14 protein-coding genes are annotated in these 15,039 nt (G+C 66.1%); 4 read left to right on the forward strand and 10 right to left on the reverse strand.

The genetic code is table 11. The features are described 5' to 3' along the window. Nucleotides 1–56: 56 nt before the first annotated feature. Together acuI and acuR are read right to left on the reverse strand one after the other, a co-directional pair. The gene (gene acuI / locus AC0WR5_RS16220; protein ID WP_475864673.1) at nucleotides 57–1,049 is read right to left on the reverse strand and encodes an acrylyl-CoA reductase (NADPH); all 993 of its coding nucleotides are present in this window, start codon (nucleotides 1,047–1,049) and stop codon (nucleotides 57–59) included. A gap of 38 nt (nucleotides 1,050–1,087) precedes the next feature. Then, nucleotides 1,088–1,738 (reverse strand): acrylate utilization transcriptional regulator AcuR, encoded by a 651-nt coding sequence (gene acuR / locus AC0WR5_RS16225; RefSeq protein ID WP_475864675.1) that lies wholly within the window; start codon nucleotides 1,736–1,738, stop codon nucleotides 1,088–1,090. A 481-nt stretch (nucleotides 1,739–2,219) separates the two neighbouring features. Between acuR and AC0WR5_RS16230 the strand changes: the two genes are divergently transcribed. From AC0WR5_RS16230 to AC0WR5_RS16245, 4 genes are read left to right on the forward strand one after another with little or no spacing between them, the layout of a single operon-like run. Continuing rightward, nucleotides 2,220–3,524, forward strand: a complete 1,305-nt coding sequence (locus AC0WR5_RS16230) for an ABC transporter substrate-binding protein (protein WP_475869043.1) — start codon at nucleotides 2,220–2,222, stop codon at nucleotides 3,522–3,524. A gap of 28 nt (nucleotides 3,525–3,552) precedes the next feature. Next, nucleotides 3,553–4,824 (forward strand): carbohydrate ABC transporter permease, encoded by a 1,272-nt coding sequence (locus AC0WR5_RS16235; RefSeq protein ID WP_475864676.1) that lies wholly within the window; start codon nucleotides 3,553–3,555, stop codon nucleotides 4,822–4,824. Continuing rightward, nucleotides 4,824–6,041 carry a carbohydrate ABC transporter permease gene (locus tag AC0WR5_RS16240; RefSeq protein WP_475864678.1) on the forward strand — a complete coding sequence of 406 codons (1,218 nt, stop codon included), beginning with the start codon at nucleotides 4,824–4,826 and terminating at the stop codon, nucleotides 6,039–6,041. The genes AC0WR5_RS16235 and AC0WR5_RS16240 overlap by 1 nt, the downstream gene beginning before the upstream one ends. A gap of 4 nt (nucleotides 6,042–6,045) precedes the next feature. After that, the gene (locus AC0WR5_RS16245; protein WP_475864680.1) at nucleotides 6,046–7,098 is read left to right on the forward strand and encodes an ABC transporter ATP-binding protein; all 1,053 of its coding nucleotides are present in this window, start codon (nucleotides 6,046–6,048) and stop codon (nucleotides 7,096–7,098) included. A 13-nt stretch (nucleotides 7,099–7,111) separates the two neighbouring features. Here AC0WR5_RS16245 and AC0WR5_RS16250 read toward each other — a convergent pair whose 3' ends face one another. The 8 genes from AC0WR5_RS16250 to AC0WR5_RS16285 all read right to left on the reverse strand — a co-directional run bounded on the left by AC0WR5_RS16250 (nucleotide 7,112) and on the right by AC0WR5_RS16285 (nucleotide 14,920). Beyond that, a complete protein-coding gene (locus AC0WR5_RS16250; RefSeq protein WP_475864682.1) occupies nucleotides 7,112–7,765 on the reverse strand; it encodes a class I SAM-dependent methyltransferase in 654 nt (217 codons plus the stop codon). Between the two features lie 108 nt (nucleotides 7,766–7,873). After that, nucleotides 7,874–8,635 (reverse strand): GntR family transcriptional regulator, encoded by a 762-nt coding sequence (locus AC0WR5_RS16255; RefSeq protein ID WP_475864684.1) that lies wholly within the window; start codon nucleotides 8,633–8,635, stop codon nucleotides 7,874–7,876. 19 nt (nucleotides 8,636–8,654) lie between these two features. After that, entirely contained in the window at nucleotides 8,655–10,025 is a 1,371-nt protein-coding gene (locus AC0WR5_RS16260) for an aminomethyl transferase family protein (RefSeq protein ID WP_475864686.1), read from the reverse strand. A 174-nt stretch (nucleotides 10,026–10,199) separates the two neighbouring features. Further along, on the reverse strand, nucleotides 10,200–11,213 hold the full coding sequence (locus AC0WR5_RS16265; RefSeq protein ID WP_475864687.1) for a formylglycine-generating enzyme family protein: 1,014 nt from the start codon (nucleotides 11,211–11,213) through the stop codon (nucleotides 10,200–10,202). Then, nucleotides 11,206–12,033: an ABC transporter permease gene (locus AC0WR5_RS16270; RefSeq protein WP_475864688.1), complete on the reverse strand. Its 828-nt coding sequence runs from the start codon at nucleotides 12,031–12,033 to the stop codon at nucleotides 11,206–11,208. The genes AC0WR5_RS16265 and AC0WR5_RS16270 overlap by 8 nt, the downstream gene beginning before the upstream one ends. After that, the gene (locus tag AC0WR5_RS16275) at nucleotides 12,030–12,881 is read right to left on the reverse strand and encodes an ABC transporter ATP-binding protein (RefSeq protein WP_475864690.1); all 852 of its coding nucleotides are present in this window, start codon (nucleotides 12,879–12,881) and stop codon (nucleotides 12,030–12,032) included. Before AC0WR5_RS16275 ends, AC0WR5_RS16270 begins: the two co-directional genes overlap by 4 nt. Further along, complete coding sequence (locus AC0WR5_RS16280) at nucleotides 12,878–13,867, reverse strand: ABC transporter substrate-binding protein (RefSeq protein WP_475864691.1); 990 nt, start codon at nucleotides 13,865–13,867, stop codon at nucleotides 12,878–12,880. The genes AC0WR5_RS16275 and AC0WR5_RS16280 overlap by 4 nt, the downstream gene beginning before the upstream one ends. A gap of 102 nt (nucleotides 13,868–13,969) precedes the next feature. After that, nucleotides 13,970–14,920 carry a LysR family transcriptional regulator gene (locus tag AC0WR5_RS16285; protein WP_475864692.1) on the reverse strand — a complete coding sequence of 317 codons (951 nt, stop codon included), beginning with the start codon at nucleotides 14,918–14,920 and terminating at the stop codon, nucleotides 13,970–13,972. Between the last annotated feature and the right edge of the window lie 119 nt (nucleotides 14,921–15,039).

Raw genomic sequence — 15,039 nt, forward strand, 5'->3', positions numbered from 1 at the left:
CGCGAAGGAGAAGAGAAGGACACCCGGCCCCCGTGTGGGAGCCGGGCGACGTAACGTCAGCCGAGTTCCGGTGCCACGGGCACGACAATACGGCCCCGGATCTGCCCCTCGAGGAACTTCGGCGCGGTCTCGATCACCTCGGCCATCGGCAGCTCGGTGGTGATCTCCTCCAGCTTGGCCATGTCGAGATCGCTGGCCAGGCGCGACCAGGCCTCGAGCCGGCGCGGACGCGGGCACATGACGCTGTCGACGCCCGCGAGGGTGACACCACGCAGGATAAAGGGCGCCACGGTGGCGGGCAGGTCCATGCCGGCGGCGAGACCACAGGCAGCAACGGTACCGCCATAGCGGATCGAGGCCAGCATGTTGGCCAGAACGGTGGAGCCGGCGACATCGACGCCCGCGGCCCAGCGCTCTTTCGAGAGCGGGCGGACCTTGCCGGTGAGTTCGGCCCGGTCGACGATGGAGGCCGCGCCCAGCGATTTCAGGTAATCGGCCTGTTCGGCACGGCCGGTGACGGCGGCAACCTGAAAGCCCTTCGCGGCCAGGAGCGCGGTGGCGACGCTGCCGACACCCCCGGCAGCACCGGAGACGACGACCTCTCCCATATCGGGGGTGATGCCGTGTTTCTCGAGCGCGAGGACACAGAGCATGGCGGTATAGCCCGCGGTGCCGATGGCCATGGCCTGTTTCATCGAGATGCCCTCGGGCAGCGGCACCAGCCAATCGCCCTTGACGCGGGCCTGTTTCGCCAGGCCGCCCCAGTGCTTCTCCCCCACGCCCCAGCCGTTCAGCACGACGCGGTCACCGGGCTTGTAGTCGGGATGGCTGCTCTCGGCGACGATGCCGGAATAGTCGATGCCCGGCACCATGGGGAAGCTGCGCACCACGGGCGAGGCGCCGGTGATGGCGAGCGCATCCTTGTAGTTGAGGGTGGACCAGGCGACGTTGACCAGCACGTCGCCCTCGGGCAGCTGATCGGGCGAAGCCTGGGTGAGCGAGACGCTCTGTGCGTCGTCGGTCTTGTCGATGAGAATGGCGTCGAACATGGAAGCCTCCGGTTGTTGGATCTCGGGTTTGGGTGCCGTCACGGCGTGAGGGTGGCAAAGAAGGTGTCGGTGAACAGCCTGAGCGGATCCGCGCGCCGTTCCAGCTTGGCACGCAGCACTGCCCCCTCCCAGCCGATCCAGAAGAAGGTCGCGAGGGCCTCCGGATCCAGCGCGGGCGGGAGGGCCCCCTGCCCCTGCGCGAGCCGCAGCAGCGCCGCGGTGCGCGACTGCCAGTTCTCCAGCACCCCGGTGAGCTGTGCACGGAAGGGTTCGGGCAACGCGCCCATCTCCTGGCCCAGGTTGCCGACGAGGCAGCCGCGGGCGAAAGCGTGCCGCGCCATACCGTCCTCGGCCTCGGCGGTGAAGGCGCGCAGCCGGTCGAGCGGCGGCAGGCTCTCGTCGAGGAAGGCGCGGTCGAGACGCTCGGCGAAATAGGCGTGGTAGGCAGCGATGAGCTGCTGGCCGAAATCGGCCTTGCCCCGGAAGTAATGGTAGAAACTGCTCTTGGAGACACCGGCGCCGGCAATGATCTCGTCGATGCCGGTGGCGGAATATCCGCGGGTGGTGAGATGCACGAGGCCGGTTCGGATCAGCCGCTGACGGGCCTCGGCGCGGGCCGGATCGCTGCGGGGCCGGCCCCGGCGGGGAGCCTGCGGCGCGGTCTCTGGTGGCAGGGGTGACTCGGTCATGGGCAGTTAATGGACCAAACCGTCCACTAAATCAATCGCAGTGATCGGGGGCCCGCGACGGGATTGCGAAAAGGCCCCCAAAGGACCCGCACCAGAGGCCCAGCGCCAGGCACTGCGGGAGCGCAGAAAAAAAATACAATCAAAAGGAATGGTTGGGCCAAAAATTGGCCATAAGGTCAAAGCTGGACCGCGCATTGTCCCGCAAAGGTTGACTTGTGGGCGGCGACCCACATCATGGCTTGTACCGGCGGAGGCAATGCAGGCCGGGTTCCGGGACAAGAAGCCACAGGTGGCCTGTCCGAACAGACTATCCCAGGCGCCCGTTGCGGGTGCTGTCGTGCCGGGTGTGGCACGGCGATGCTGCCAGAGTGGCGGCACTGCATTGAAAAGACAGAGGATCAGGGAGGATCACATGATTGCTTTGAAACCCCGCGGCGCAACTGCGCCCGCGCTGAGGACAACCGTTGCCGGCGCCGCGCTGATGCTGATGATGGGCCAGGCGGCGATGGCGCAGGACCTGCGGCTGTGGACCACCGAGGAGCAGCCCGAGCGGCTGGCCCGGCAGGAACAGATGGCCGCCGATTTCACCGAGGCCACCGGCATCGAGGTGGAGGTCATCCCGGTGACCGAGAGCGAGCTGGGCACCCGTGCGACCGCCGCATATGCCGCGGGCGACCTGCCCGACGTGATTTACCATACGCTGCAGTACGCACTGCCCTGGGCCGAGGCCGGGCTGCTCGATCCCGATGCGGCAACCGAGGTCGTCGAGGAGCTGGGCGAGGATACCTTTGCCCCCGGTGCGCTCGAGATGGCGGCCTTTGGCGATGGCGTGGCCTCGGTACCCGTCGATGGCTGGACGCAGATGATCCTCTATCGCAAGGACCTGTTCGACGAGGCGGGCCTTGAGCCGCCCACCACCTATGCCGCGGTGGAAAAGGCCATCGATACGCTGAGCAACCCGCCGGAGATGTACGGGTTTGTCGCCGCCACGAAGGTGGACGACAACTTCATGAGCCAGGTTCTGGAACATGTCTTTCTTGCCAACGGCGTGAGCCCGGTGGGCCCCGACGGGTTCCAGCCACTGGACGAGGCCAAGACCATCGAGGTGCTGGAGTTCTACAAGAAGCTGGCCGATGCCTCGCCGCCGGGCGACCTGTTCTGGAAGCAGTCGCGCGAGGTCTACTTTGCCGGCGACGCGGCGATGATCATCTGGTCGCCCTTCATCCTGGACGAGCTGGCCGGCCTTCGCGACAGCGCCCCGCCCACGATCACCGATGATCCGACCTCGGCCGAACTGGCCTCGAAAACCGGGATCGTGACCAACTTTGCCGGCCCCTCGAACCCCGACGGCGCAGCCTGGGCCGAGATGAACATGTTCGGCATCACCGCCGATGCGGACATCGACAACGCCATCGACTTCGTGAAGTACTCGATGACCGACGGCTACATGAACACCCTGGCCATCGCGCCGGAGGGCAAGTTCCCGATCCGTCGCGGCACCCCGGACGAGCCGCACAAATATGCCGATGCCTGGGCCAAGCTCGACGTGGGTGTGGACCGCAAGGCACCGCTGGGCGATCTCTATTCCGCCGACATGATCGAGGAGATCGTCGACGGCCTGGACGTGGCGCAGCGCTGGGGCGTGGCCGACGGCCAGCTGGGCCTGGCCTCGAAGATGGTGAACACCCAGGCGGTGAACCGAGTGGTGCGCGAATACATCGACGGGCAGGTGACGGCCGAGGAAGCCGTGGCCGAGATGAACGACGAACTCTCCAAGGTCCAGTAATGACGAAGTCGAAGACCGGGGGCGGCGCATGAGCGCGGCCCCCAATTCACCGGACACCGCCCCCGACGGCACCGCGCAGCCGCCGCGCGGCCGCGGCCCGCTGGCCCGGCGCGAGGCGCGGCTGGCCTGGCAGATGCTGCTGCCGACGCTGCTGGCGGTGTCGCTCGTGGTGATCCTGCCGCTGCTGGCAATCTTCTGGATCTCGGTGAAGCCGGTGACCCTGGCCGACCTGCGCCCCCCTGCCCCGGTGGTACGCGAGAGCCTGCGCGGCGACGGCGAGGACATGCGGATCGAGTACCGCCTGCGCAATTCCTCGCAGGACGAGGTGATCAGCGGCGTGGTGCTGAGCGATACGCTGCCGGATGGTCTGAGCCTGAACGGCACGCCGGAAGCGCCCTGCGTGGTGGATGGCCGTCAGATCACCTGTGACTTCGGCGACATCGAGGGCGGCTATCGCGCCCGCATTGCCATCCCGGTGACCGGCACCGGCGACCCGGACGCGCTGGAAGAGGCGGCCGAGGGCAGCGAACCCGAGGTGACCGGCCATGCCAGCAACGTGCTGACCAGCCTGGACTTCACCTGGGACAACTTCAAGCTGATCTTCAACGGCGACGAGTTCTGGCAGGTGCTGGGCGTGACGCTGTTCTATACCTTCTTCGGCACCGCCGGCGCGCTGATCGTGGGGCTGTTTGCCGCCATGCTGCTCGACCGGTCGTTCCGCGGCCAGGGCATCTTGCGGGGGCTCTACCTGTTTCCCTATGTCGCTCCGGTGATCGCGGTGGCCTTTACCTGGGTCACGCTCTTCGATCCCTTCTCGGGCTCGGCCAATGCACTGCTGAACCAGATGGGGGTGACCGAGGGCGCCATCAACTTCTTCGGAGAGCGGCCGCTGGCCCTGATCATGGTGACCCTCTTCGAGATCTGGCGCTATTTTCCGCTGTCCTTCCTGTTCATCCTGGCACGGATGCAGAGCATCGACACCGACATGTACGAGGCCGCCGACATGGACGGCGCCACTCCGTTCCAGAAGTTCCGCTATCTCTCGCTGCCGCAGCTGGTGGGCATCCTGTCGGTGCTGTTCCTGCTGCGCTTCATCTGGACCTTCAACAAGTTCGACGACATCTTCCTGCTGACCGGCGGCAACGCGGGCACGCGGGTGCTGACGGTGAACGTCTACGAGCAGGCATTCGCCCTTGGCAATATCGGCGCGGGGGCGGCCGTGGCGGTGGTGATCTTCCTCTGCCTGCTGATCTTCAGCATCTTCTTCTTCCGCCTGATGAGCAAGGAGGAGGGCCTTTGATGAAACCAGCGATGAAGGTGATCCGAACCGGCTACGTGACGGGTGCGATCCTGGGCATCCTGTGGTCCTTCGTGGTGGCGGTGACCGTGGCCGTGGCGATGAGTTTCACCACCGGAGAGGGCTTCCGGCCCGGGATGCTCGGCCTGACGCTGGCCGGCGCCATCGCGGGGGCCGGCACGGTGCGGCTGGGCCTCTGGGGCAGCATCGCGCTGGCCGTGGGGCTGCAGGCCGGGCTGACCGTGCTGGGGCTGCCGCCGGTGGCCACGGGCGCGCCGCTGATCCTGGTGGCGGTGACCGTGGTGATCGCGGGCGCCTCGCTGGGCCTGGGGGTGACGCGGATCATGGGCAAGCTGCCCGCGGGCGCACTGACCCGGCACCAGTTCGAGGCCGCGATCATCCGGTTCCTGGTGGGCTTCGGCTATGTCTTCTTCACCGCCATCGTGGTGATCCCCTTCTACGTCATGGTGATGACCAGCCTGAAGAGCCAGCAGGCGCTGCTACAGAACCCGCTCGATTTCAGCCTCGACTGGTCGCGCGGCTGGGGGCTGTTCAAGAGCTACGAGGAGCTGCTGACCAAGTACCATTTCGCCCGCTATCTCTGGACGAGCTTCTATGTCTCGGTTCTGACGGTGCTGGTGACGCTGGCCTTCTCGATCCCGGGCGCCTACGCGGTGGCACGGCTGCGGTTCCGCGGGCGCTCGATGTTCTCGCGCTCGATCCTGCTGATCTACATGGTGCCGATGATCGTGCTGGCACTGCCGATCTACATCGGGTTCTCCATGGCGGGGCTGCGCAACACGATCTTCGGGCTGGTGCTCATCTATCCGGTGACGACGATCCCGGTGGCGCTCTACATGTTGCAGGGCTATTTCCGCGGGCTGCCCGCGGAGGTCGAGGAAGCCGGGCTGATGGACGGGCTGAGCCGCCTGGCGGTGATCTGGAAGATCACCCTGCCACTGTCGCTGCCGGCACTGGCGAGCGTGTCGCTCTATGTCTTCATGATCGCCTGGAACGAGTTCCTGCTGGCCTTCATGCTGCTGGACGACCCGTCGAAATTTACCCTGACACGGGGGATCGCCAGCCTGAATTCCTCGGAAATTCCGCGCCAGCACCTGATGGCGGGCGCCGTGATCGCCACGGTACCGATCATGGCCCTGTTCCTGGGGCTTGAGCGGTTCATGACACGCGGGCTTACCGCGGGATCTGTGAAAGGATGAGGCAATGACAGCCATCACGCTGCAGGGCGTCGAGAAATGGTACGGGCCGGTGCAGGTCATCAAGGGCATCGACCTGGTGGTCGAGCCGGGGGAATTCGTGGTGTTCGTCGGGCCCTCGGGCTGTGGCAAGTCGACCTTGCTGCGGATGATCGGCGGCCTGGAGGAGATCAGCCGCGGCAAGCTGCTGATCGACGGGCGCGACGCCACGAGCGAGGCCCCGAGCGAACGCGGACTGACCATGGTGTTCCAGAGCTATGCGCTCTATCCGCACATGTCGGTGGCCGAGAACATGGGCTTCAGCCTGAAGACCGCGGGTGCGCCCAAGGCCGAGATCGCCGCCAAGGTGGGCGAGGCCGCCGAGGTTCTGAAGCTGGAGGCGCTGCTGGACCGGCGCCCCAAGGACCTGTCGGGCGGGCAGCGCCAGCGCGTGGCCATTGGCCGCTCGATCGTGCGCGATCCGACGGCCTTCCTTTTTGACGAGCCACTGTCGAACCTGGATGCCGCGCTGCGGGTCGAGATGCGCTACGAGATCGCCAAGCTGCACCAACGCCTTGAAAAGGCGATGATCTATGTCACCCATGACCAGATCGAGGCGATGACCCTGGCCTCGCGAATCGTGGTGCTGGATGCCGGGCGCATCGCCCAGGTGGGCACGCCGCGCGAGCTCTACGAGCGGCCCGCGAACCTTTTCGTGGCGCAGTTCATCGGCTCGCCCAAGATGAACGTGCTGCCCTGCACCGTGGCGGGTGGGCAATGGACGCTCGACGGCGAGGCCGGTGACGGCAGCGGGCCTGCGCCGGCGGGAGCGGTGAACCTGGGCATCCGCCCCGAGCACATCGCCGTGGTGCCACCCGGACAGGGTGCCTGCACCGGGATGGTCGACGTGGTGGAATACCTCGGTGCCGATACCTTCCTGCTGGTGGATTGCGGCACCCTGGGCCGACTGACGGTGCGGGTGATCGGCGACACCGAGATCACCTCGGGCGAGCGCATCGGCCTGAGCTTTGATCCGGAGTGGATCAGCTTCTTTGACGATGACGGCCAGGCGATCCGATGAGCGCCCGTCTGGATCAGGCCCGGGTACAGATGAAGAGCACCTGACCGCGGGGGAGTTGCCGCTCCTGCGGCTGGGCCTGCCAGCCCGTCTCTTTCACAATGGAAAGCACATCCGGCAGCATCAGGTGGAAGGGCACGCGGCCCTCGTGGGTGACCACCCCGTCGCGCTGGCGGTAGGAGAACACGGGTTCGGGGGCGAGGAAGACGGTGAAGAAGACCGTCTGCAGCTGCGGGAACCGCGCCAGGCTGCCCAGCGCGCGGCGCAGCATGCCCACCGGCAGATGCGGGAAGACCGCGAAGGCGATGGCATGGGTCACCGTGTCGGGCACGCCGGGAAAGCTGAAATCGGCATCCTGCACCAGATGGGCAGGATCGAGACGGGCCGGATCCGCGAGCTCTTTCTCATGGCCCGCCAGCATCAGTTCGCGCGAGGGATCGGTGGCCCAGTAGTGGCCGGGATCGAGGTAGGGCACCGCCTTGCAGCCGAGGCGCAGCGAACCGGCGCCGACGTCGAGAAGCACGTGGTGCGGCATCAGACCGCCGTCGCGCAGCAGGGCCATCTGGGCATGGCCGGTCTCGTCCCAGCGGCCGCCGACGATGTCGCGGTGACGATCCGCGGCAATGGCGGTGTCGTAGAAACCGGGCTTTTCATAGGGCGAGACGGACAAGGGGCACTCCGGGCCGGGGGAAAGGATCGCGCCCATATGCGCGACTGCGCCCCGTCCGTAAAGGGCGTTCCGCGCCCGGTCCGCAAAGGGCGTTCCGCCCCGGCGCGCTCAGCGCAGGGCGATGGGCAGTCCGGGCCCCTCCTCTCTCGGCCAGGGGCCGGGCGAGAGGCCGAGGCTGATCTTGATCATCTCGCCATGGTCGCGAAAGAGGCTCTCGGCCCGACCGGCCTGCCTCGCGAGGATCGCAGCAAGGATGTAATGGTGCTGCATGTGGGCATGCGACAGGTGAAGGGCGCGGGCCTGCGGGCCCATCTTCTCGAAGCGGATCGCCGAGGGCGCGCCATAGGGCACCCGGTCGAGCACCTGCCGCACCTCCATCATCATCGGCGTGCCGGCGGCCTGCAGCACGAGATCGTGGAAGCGCGCGTTCATCGCGGCATAGCGGGCCTCGTCGACGGGTGTGTTGCCGGCCGGGTCAAAGAGCGCATCACCCTCGGCCAGGCAGGCTGCAAATGCGGCCTGTAGCTCCTCGGAGAGGCCGGCCTCGGCGGCCTTGCGGGCGGCGAGCCCCTCGATCATGGCGCGCATTTCCAGAGCCGAGGCGATATCCGCGGCATCATAGCTGCGCACCACATAGCCACGCCCGCCGGCGCGTTGCAGCACCCCCTCCTCGACCAGCACGGCGACGGCATGGCGGATCGGGGTGCGGGAAACCCCGAGGCGATCGGCCAGCGCCGCCTCGGAGAATTTCTCGGTGGTGGAGAGCTGGCCGGTGACGGCCCAGTCGCGCAGGGTGTCGACCACCTGCTGCTGGCGGGTGGCGGCCTCGGCGCGGGGCGCGCGCTGTGCGGTTTCTGCTGTGGTGGCCATGCTCTCTCCGGATCGGTGCTCAGGTCTGGCTTCGGTAGAAGTTACGCGAGGCGTCGTGGATGGGCCACGGGTGAATCGTGGCGCGGACGCTGACCTGACGGTGACGCTCGACATTGGGTTTGGCCGTGCCACCGTCGGGTTCGCCCCAGATCACGGTGACCTCGCCGCCCGCCTCGGCCACCCCGGGATCGAGGATCGCAAGCGAGATCCAGGCGCGTTCGTTCGAGGAGAAGACCGGGCTGATCGAAACGCCCACATCCGCCCCGTCCTGCTGCACGAGGTCATAGGGATGGGTGGCGTAATAGGCCGAGGGCATCTCCATGTACTTGGCGGGCAGCTGGCCGTCGTCCATCATGCCCCCGAAGGTTGCCAGCACATCCTCGCGGTTCCACACCAGGGTCATCTTGCGACGATGCGGCCCCTCGGCCATGCGTTCGAGCGCGGCGCGGCCGATGAAGTCGTGGTCGAACTTCACCACCCGGCCATAGTCGAGATCCCAGGGGGTGAGGTAGTAGCCCTCGATGCTCTCGGGAACATAGCTGCCGCCGATGGTGCTGATCGCCTCGAAACTGTTCTCGCCAAGCCACTCGCGGTAGGGGCGCATCGCCTCGCCTGTGTAGATCGCCGGAAGCGGCGAGGGCACCCAGCCGGATTCGGCCGCGGCCGAGGAATAGGCCCGGGCGCCGATCTGGCGGATGCCATGTTTCGCCCCGGCCTCGAGCAGGGCCTGCTTTACCTTCGCCCCATCGGCGACGGGGCCCCAGAGCTCGAGCCCCTGGGCACCGCCCATGCCGTGCGAGAGCGTGCGCGCGACGCAGCCCGCGATGGTGATCTCTCCCATGTGGAAGAATTTCGTGGTCAATGGGCCGCCTTCGTTCACCTCCTCAAGGATCTCGAGCGCCTTTGGCCCCTGTACCTCGAAACGGTAGGTCTTGCGCGGCTTGTCGGGGGCATCGAGCGACCGCTCGTCACGCTCGACCGTCACGTCGTAGCCGCCGGTTTCGGCGTGGTACTGGATCCAGTTCGGCAGCACGGGACGGCCGACGATGTTGAAGACGTCATCCTCGAGGCCGAAGACGATGGAATCGCCGATGACATAGCCGTCGTGGTTGACGCAGACGATCTGCTTGGCCTTGTTGCGGCCGAAGGTGGCGAAACTGTTGACCGCGAGATCGGACAGCAGCCGTTTCGCGTCGGGGCCGCTGACGTAGAGATCGGTCATGTGGAAGCTCTGATCCATCAGCGCGGCCGAATTGCGCCAGGAGAGCTGTTCCTCGATCCAGTTGGTGAATTCCGGCGCGACAGGGAACTGATAGCGACCGGTCTTCATGTTGCGAAAAATATCGATAGGGGCCGGGCCCCCGGTGATCAGGGTTTCGAGCGAAGCCATTCCTTACTCCTCCAGATTGGGTGGCATCTCGTGGCACCGCCGCTGGACAACGGCGCCACTTGGGATTCCATTACCATATCTTGAGGGACATTTTTAAAAATAATGGATTTACAGGATCCCAAATTTTACCATGGAGGTTTCGACAGTGCAGCGGATTGCCGCTCTCCAGCGTGCTCAGGCCTGTGGCGCGGCGACGCGAAAGCCGATGTTTCCGGCAGAGCTGTCGGGCGTGTTATGCATGCGCGAATGCACGTGGTAGCGGTTGCAGTAGCTGTCATGACAGAGGAAGGAGCCGCCGCGCTGCACCCGGTAGGCTCCCTGCTCCGGCCCCCTCGGATCCCGTGGCAGGCGCCCGGGCTGTGGTGCGGGATAGGGGGCGAAAATGTCCTGCATCCATTCCCAGACATTGCCTGTCATGTTGTAGAGGCCAAAGCCGTTGGGCGGATAGGCGGTAACGGGCGCCGTGCCTGTATGGCCGTCCTCCGCCAGGTCGAGATCGGGGAAGCGCCCCTGGAAGGTGTTCATCAGGTGACGGCCGCCGGGCGTCATGGTGTTGCCCCAGGGAAATTTCTGCCGGGCGCGCCCGCCGCGGGCAGCATATTCCCACTCGGCCTCGGTTGGCAGGCGCAGCCCGGCCCAGGTGCAATAGGCCAGCGCATCATACCAGCAGACATGGGTCACGGGATGTGCAGCGCGGGTGGCAATGTGCGATCCCGGCCCTTCGGGCATGGACCAGCAGGCGCCATGCACCTGCCGCCACCACGGCAGGCCCGGCGGCGCCGCGAACCGTGCACGATCATCGGGCGGCAGATGCAGGTGGAAGACGAAGCTCCATCCCTCCTGCTCGGCCACGGTGCGATAGCCGGTATCGGCCACGAAGGCCGCGAACTGCGCGGTGGTGACGGTGCAGGGGGCGATGGCAAAGGGCGAAACCCGCACCTTGCGGCGGGGCCCGTCGCCGTCTGCCGCATGACTGGGCTGCCGGGCGCCCATCTCGAAGATGCCGCCCGGCAGGGAGACCAGCGCGGCGAGAAGCTCTGCCCGGATCGCGGCGCCGGCGCGGGGCACGGTCTGGGCCTGCTGCAGGAAGACATCGCCCGGCGAGGGCGCGCCGGCGGCGACCGAACAGCAGGAGGCTCCGGCCGGGCGGCTGTCGCCACCCGACGTGGCGCAGGGACCGTCAGGCATTTTCGCCGGGATCCCAGCGGATGATCCGCTTCTCCAGCCAGGAGACAAAGGCGAACCCCACGATGGCGATGGCCGAGGCCATGAAGATCGAGGCGAAGAGCCGGGGGGTGTTGAAATCGAACATGCTCTGCAGGAGCAGGTAGCCGATGCCCTTGTTGGCCCCGATCCATTCGCCGACGACCGCACCCAGAACGCACATGGTCACCGAGATCTTCAGCGCGGAGAAGATGTAGGGCATGGCGGCATAGATGCGGACCCTGCGGAAGACCTGCCGCTGATTGGCCGAAAGCACGTGCATCAGCTCGAGCAGGGCCGGGTTCATGGCGCGGAAACCGCGCACCGCGTTGACCAGCGTGGGAAAGAAGCAGACCAGCGCCGCGACGACGATCTTGGGCTCCAGCCCGTTGCCGAGGATGATCTTGAGCACCGGGGCGATGGCGATGATCGGGATCGTCTTGATCAGGATGGCCACCGGATAGAACATTTCCTCGAGGATCCGGTTGTAGACGAAGGCCACGGCCACGAGGATCGCGATGCCATTGCCAAGCAGGAAGCCCAGCGCGGCCTCGATGATCGTGGGCACGGCATTGTCGACCAGCAGCCCCCAGTCGGTTTGAACGGCGCCGGCCACCGCGATCGGCGAAGGCACGAGGTACTCCGGGATGGCGAAGGCCCAGGTGACGAACTGCCAGAGGCCCAGCACCAGCGCGAGGCCGACGCAGGCCATCAGCGCACTGCGGACCGGCCCCGGGGCCGTGACCAGGCGGCGCAGGCGCGGGCCCTCGGTGCTGTCTTCGGGGGTAAATGTCATGTCGGTCATCTTTCCGTGCCTCCGGTATCGGCCCCGCCGTCGAGCATGGCCCGCAGCCGGGAGACGTGATCGCCCAGTTCCGGCGCATCCTTGAGGCCGATATGGCGGTCCTCGGGCAGATCGACCGTGAGGATGCCGCTGATCCGGCTGGGGCGGCGCCCCATGACGACGACGCGCTGCGACAGGAAGGCGGCCTCTTGCAGGGAATGGGTGATGAAGAGGATCGTCATGCCCGTTTCACGCCAGATCCGCAGCAGTTCGACGTTGAGCGTGTCTCGCACAAGCTCATCCAGAGCCCCGAAGGGTTCATCCATCAGCAGCACCCGAGGGCGGGTCACCAGCGCCCGCGCGATGGCGACCCGCTGGCGCATGCCGCCGGACAACTCGGAAGGATAGGCCCCCTCGAAACCTTCCAGCTCGACCAGGCGCAGGGCCTCCATCGGATCCATGGCCCCGGCAAGCCGCTCTGCCCTGCCCTTGCCGGAAGGGCCGACCTCGAAGGGCAGGCGCACGTTTTCCAGGACTGTGGCCCAGGGCAGCAGCGTGGATTGCTGGAAGACCATCGAGAAGGCCCTGGCCTTGCGGGCCTCGGCCGGCGAGGTGCCGAGAATCCGCGTCTGCCCCCCGGTCGGCTGGATGATGTCGGCCACCACCCGGAGCAGCGTGGACTTGCCGCAGCCGGAGTGGCCGATGATCGAGACGAATTCACCCTCCGGGATCTCGAGATCGACATGCTGGATCGCCTGGATCCGCTTGCTGCCGGTTCCGAAGCTGACCGAGATGCCTGACAGGCTGACCGCCGGCGGAGCGGCGGCCTCTCCCTGCGGAGCGCGCAGATCGGATGCGGAGAGGGTCATCGCTTGGTCCGTTCCGTTGCCTCAAGGATGGACGGGTCGAAGACATCGGCCGAGGTCAGCTCGGCCGGGATCTCGCCCAGCGCGGCATAGGTATCGATCGTGGCCTGCCAGCGCTGCGGCGAGACGTAGCCGAAGCCATGTGCAGCGGTGTCTTCGCCATAGATGAAATCGTCGATGATCACCGACAGCGCCGCGCCTTCCTTTTCGGCATCCAAGGCGGGGGCATAATCGACCAGCAGATCGATCGCCTCGTCCTGATGGTCGGCGGCATAGGCCCAGCCCTCGTCCACGGCGGACAGGAAGGCAGAGAGCGTATCGGCCTTGTCGGTCACGTCACCCGTACGCACGATGTAGTAGTTCGACTGAAACTGCAGGCCGTTGTCCCAGATCGACTGGGTGTTGTAGCCGCCTTCGTGATCGAGGATCGGAGAAACCTGGGCCACGTTGGTGGGCCAAGCGGCCACAAGGTCGACCTGGTCCTGGAGCAGGCCGGGCACGTCGGACTGAACGAAGGTGATGTCCTCGAAGGCCAGACCGTTGTCTTCCAGGATCGCCTTGACCTGCGGGATGGCGCTCTGCGAGGCGCCGACGCGCATGCCCTTCCAGTCGGCCACCGAGGTGATGTTCTTTTCGCCCAGGGAGTAGAAGGTCAGCGGCGCCTTCTGCCAGGTGGCGAAGATCGAGGTGACGGGCAGCCCCCGAGCGCCAGCATACATGATCTGGGGCGCATAGGCGACGGCGATATCGGCGGTGCCGCCCAGCAGGTCCTGAACCGGGTTTGCGCTCGGGCCGCCGGGGAGGAAGGTCACATCGAGACCGTGATCCTTGAAGAAGCCCTTTTCGAGGGCGACGACTTCTCCGGTGACCGCCGAGTTCGGCAGCCATGCCAGCTGGACCGTGAGGGGCGTGTCCGACGCTGCAGCGATGGGACCCACGGTGAGGCCGGCGAGCAGGGCCGCCACGAAATGAGAATGCCTTGAGAGCATGATGATATCCCTGTTGTCGGTTCTGTGGTGTTATCCGGTCAGGCTAGTGGCGCATTCGACCGAAAGTCACATAGCTAATGCAGCTTTCGACATTCCTCTGGGTTATGTACCGATCTGCGGCATGCGGTCGGCCGCCGCGGAGCTTGTCTCTTCAAGGACCTCGCTCATGATGCGAATCAGCCGGCGGTACTGTGGCAGCCGGTCGAGATCCTGGCGGTGCATGATGCCGATATCGAAAGGCGTGATCGGGTCGATGGGCAGGACGCCCAGGCCCTCGCCGATGCGGTGATCGGCGACCATGCGGGATTCGTAGAAGAGATACTGTCCGTTGCGCACCATCTCGACGCAGGCAAAGAGCGAGTCCGTCTCGACCAGGAACTGCGGCGGGCGGGCGCCGCGGGCCCTGAGATAGGCCGAGAGGTGATCGAGCACCTGTTGCGCCGACACGAAAACCACGAAGGGAAAATCGGCAAGCTGCTCCATAACCTCTTCCGCGGGAAGCGCCATCAGCGGGTGATCCAGAGCCGCGAGAATGACCAATTCGTTGCGAAAGAGCGGCGTGCTGGCAAAGCCGGGCGGGCGGGTTTCCGGCACCAACGCACCGGAAAAGAGGTCGATCCGGCCCATGCGCAGGTCTTCCGCGAGGTCGACCGCGCCGCCGGTGCGGACCTGAAGGCGATAATTCGGAAAGACCTCGTGAAAGCGCACGGCCACCCGAGGCAGGATCGTCGAGGACCAGATCGGCCCCGCCCCGATACGGATCGTGGAGTGCTGATCCGAGAGCATGTTCCGGATGTCGTAGAGCGCGTGTTGATATTCCAGGCCGATGATCTGGACCCGCTCATGAAACAGGCGGCCGGCCTCGGTCAGCTCTGCCCCGCCGGAATGGCGCTGGAAGAGCGGCGTGCCGAGCATCTCCTCGAGGCGCTTGAGGTTCTTCGACAGGGCCGGCTGGGAAATCCGCAGACGCTTGGCCGCACGGGTGATGCCCCCCTCCTCCGCGATGGTCTGGAACTGACGCAGCAGCGTGAGGTTCGGAACGTCGTAAGTCATCTGCCATCATAACCAAATTGAATGCCTTTCGCCGTTCTATCTATTGGCCTCGTTGATGCTCGGATCAAATACTTGCGGCCATTGTCAGGCCATTTTCCGGCCATGATCGAAGGGACCGA

This window comes from Pseudooceanicola sp. DL12, from assembly GCF_056270665.1.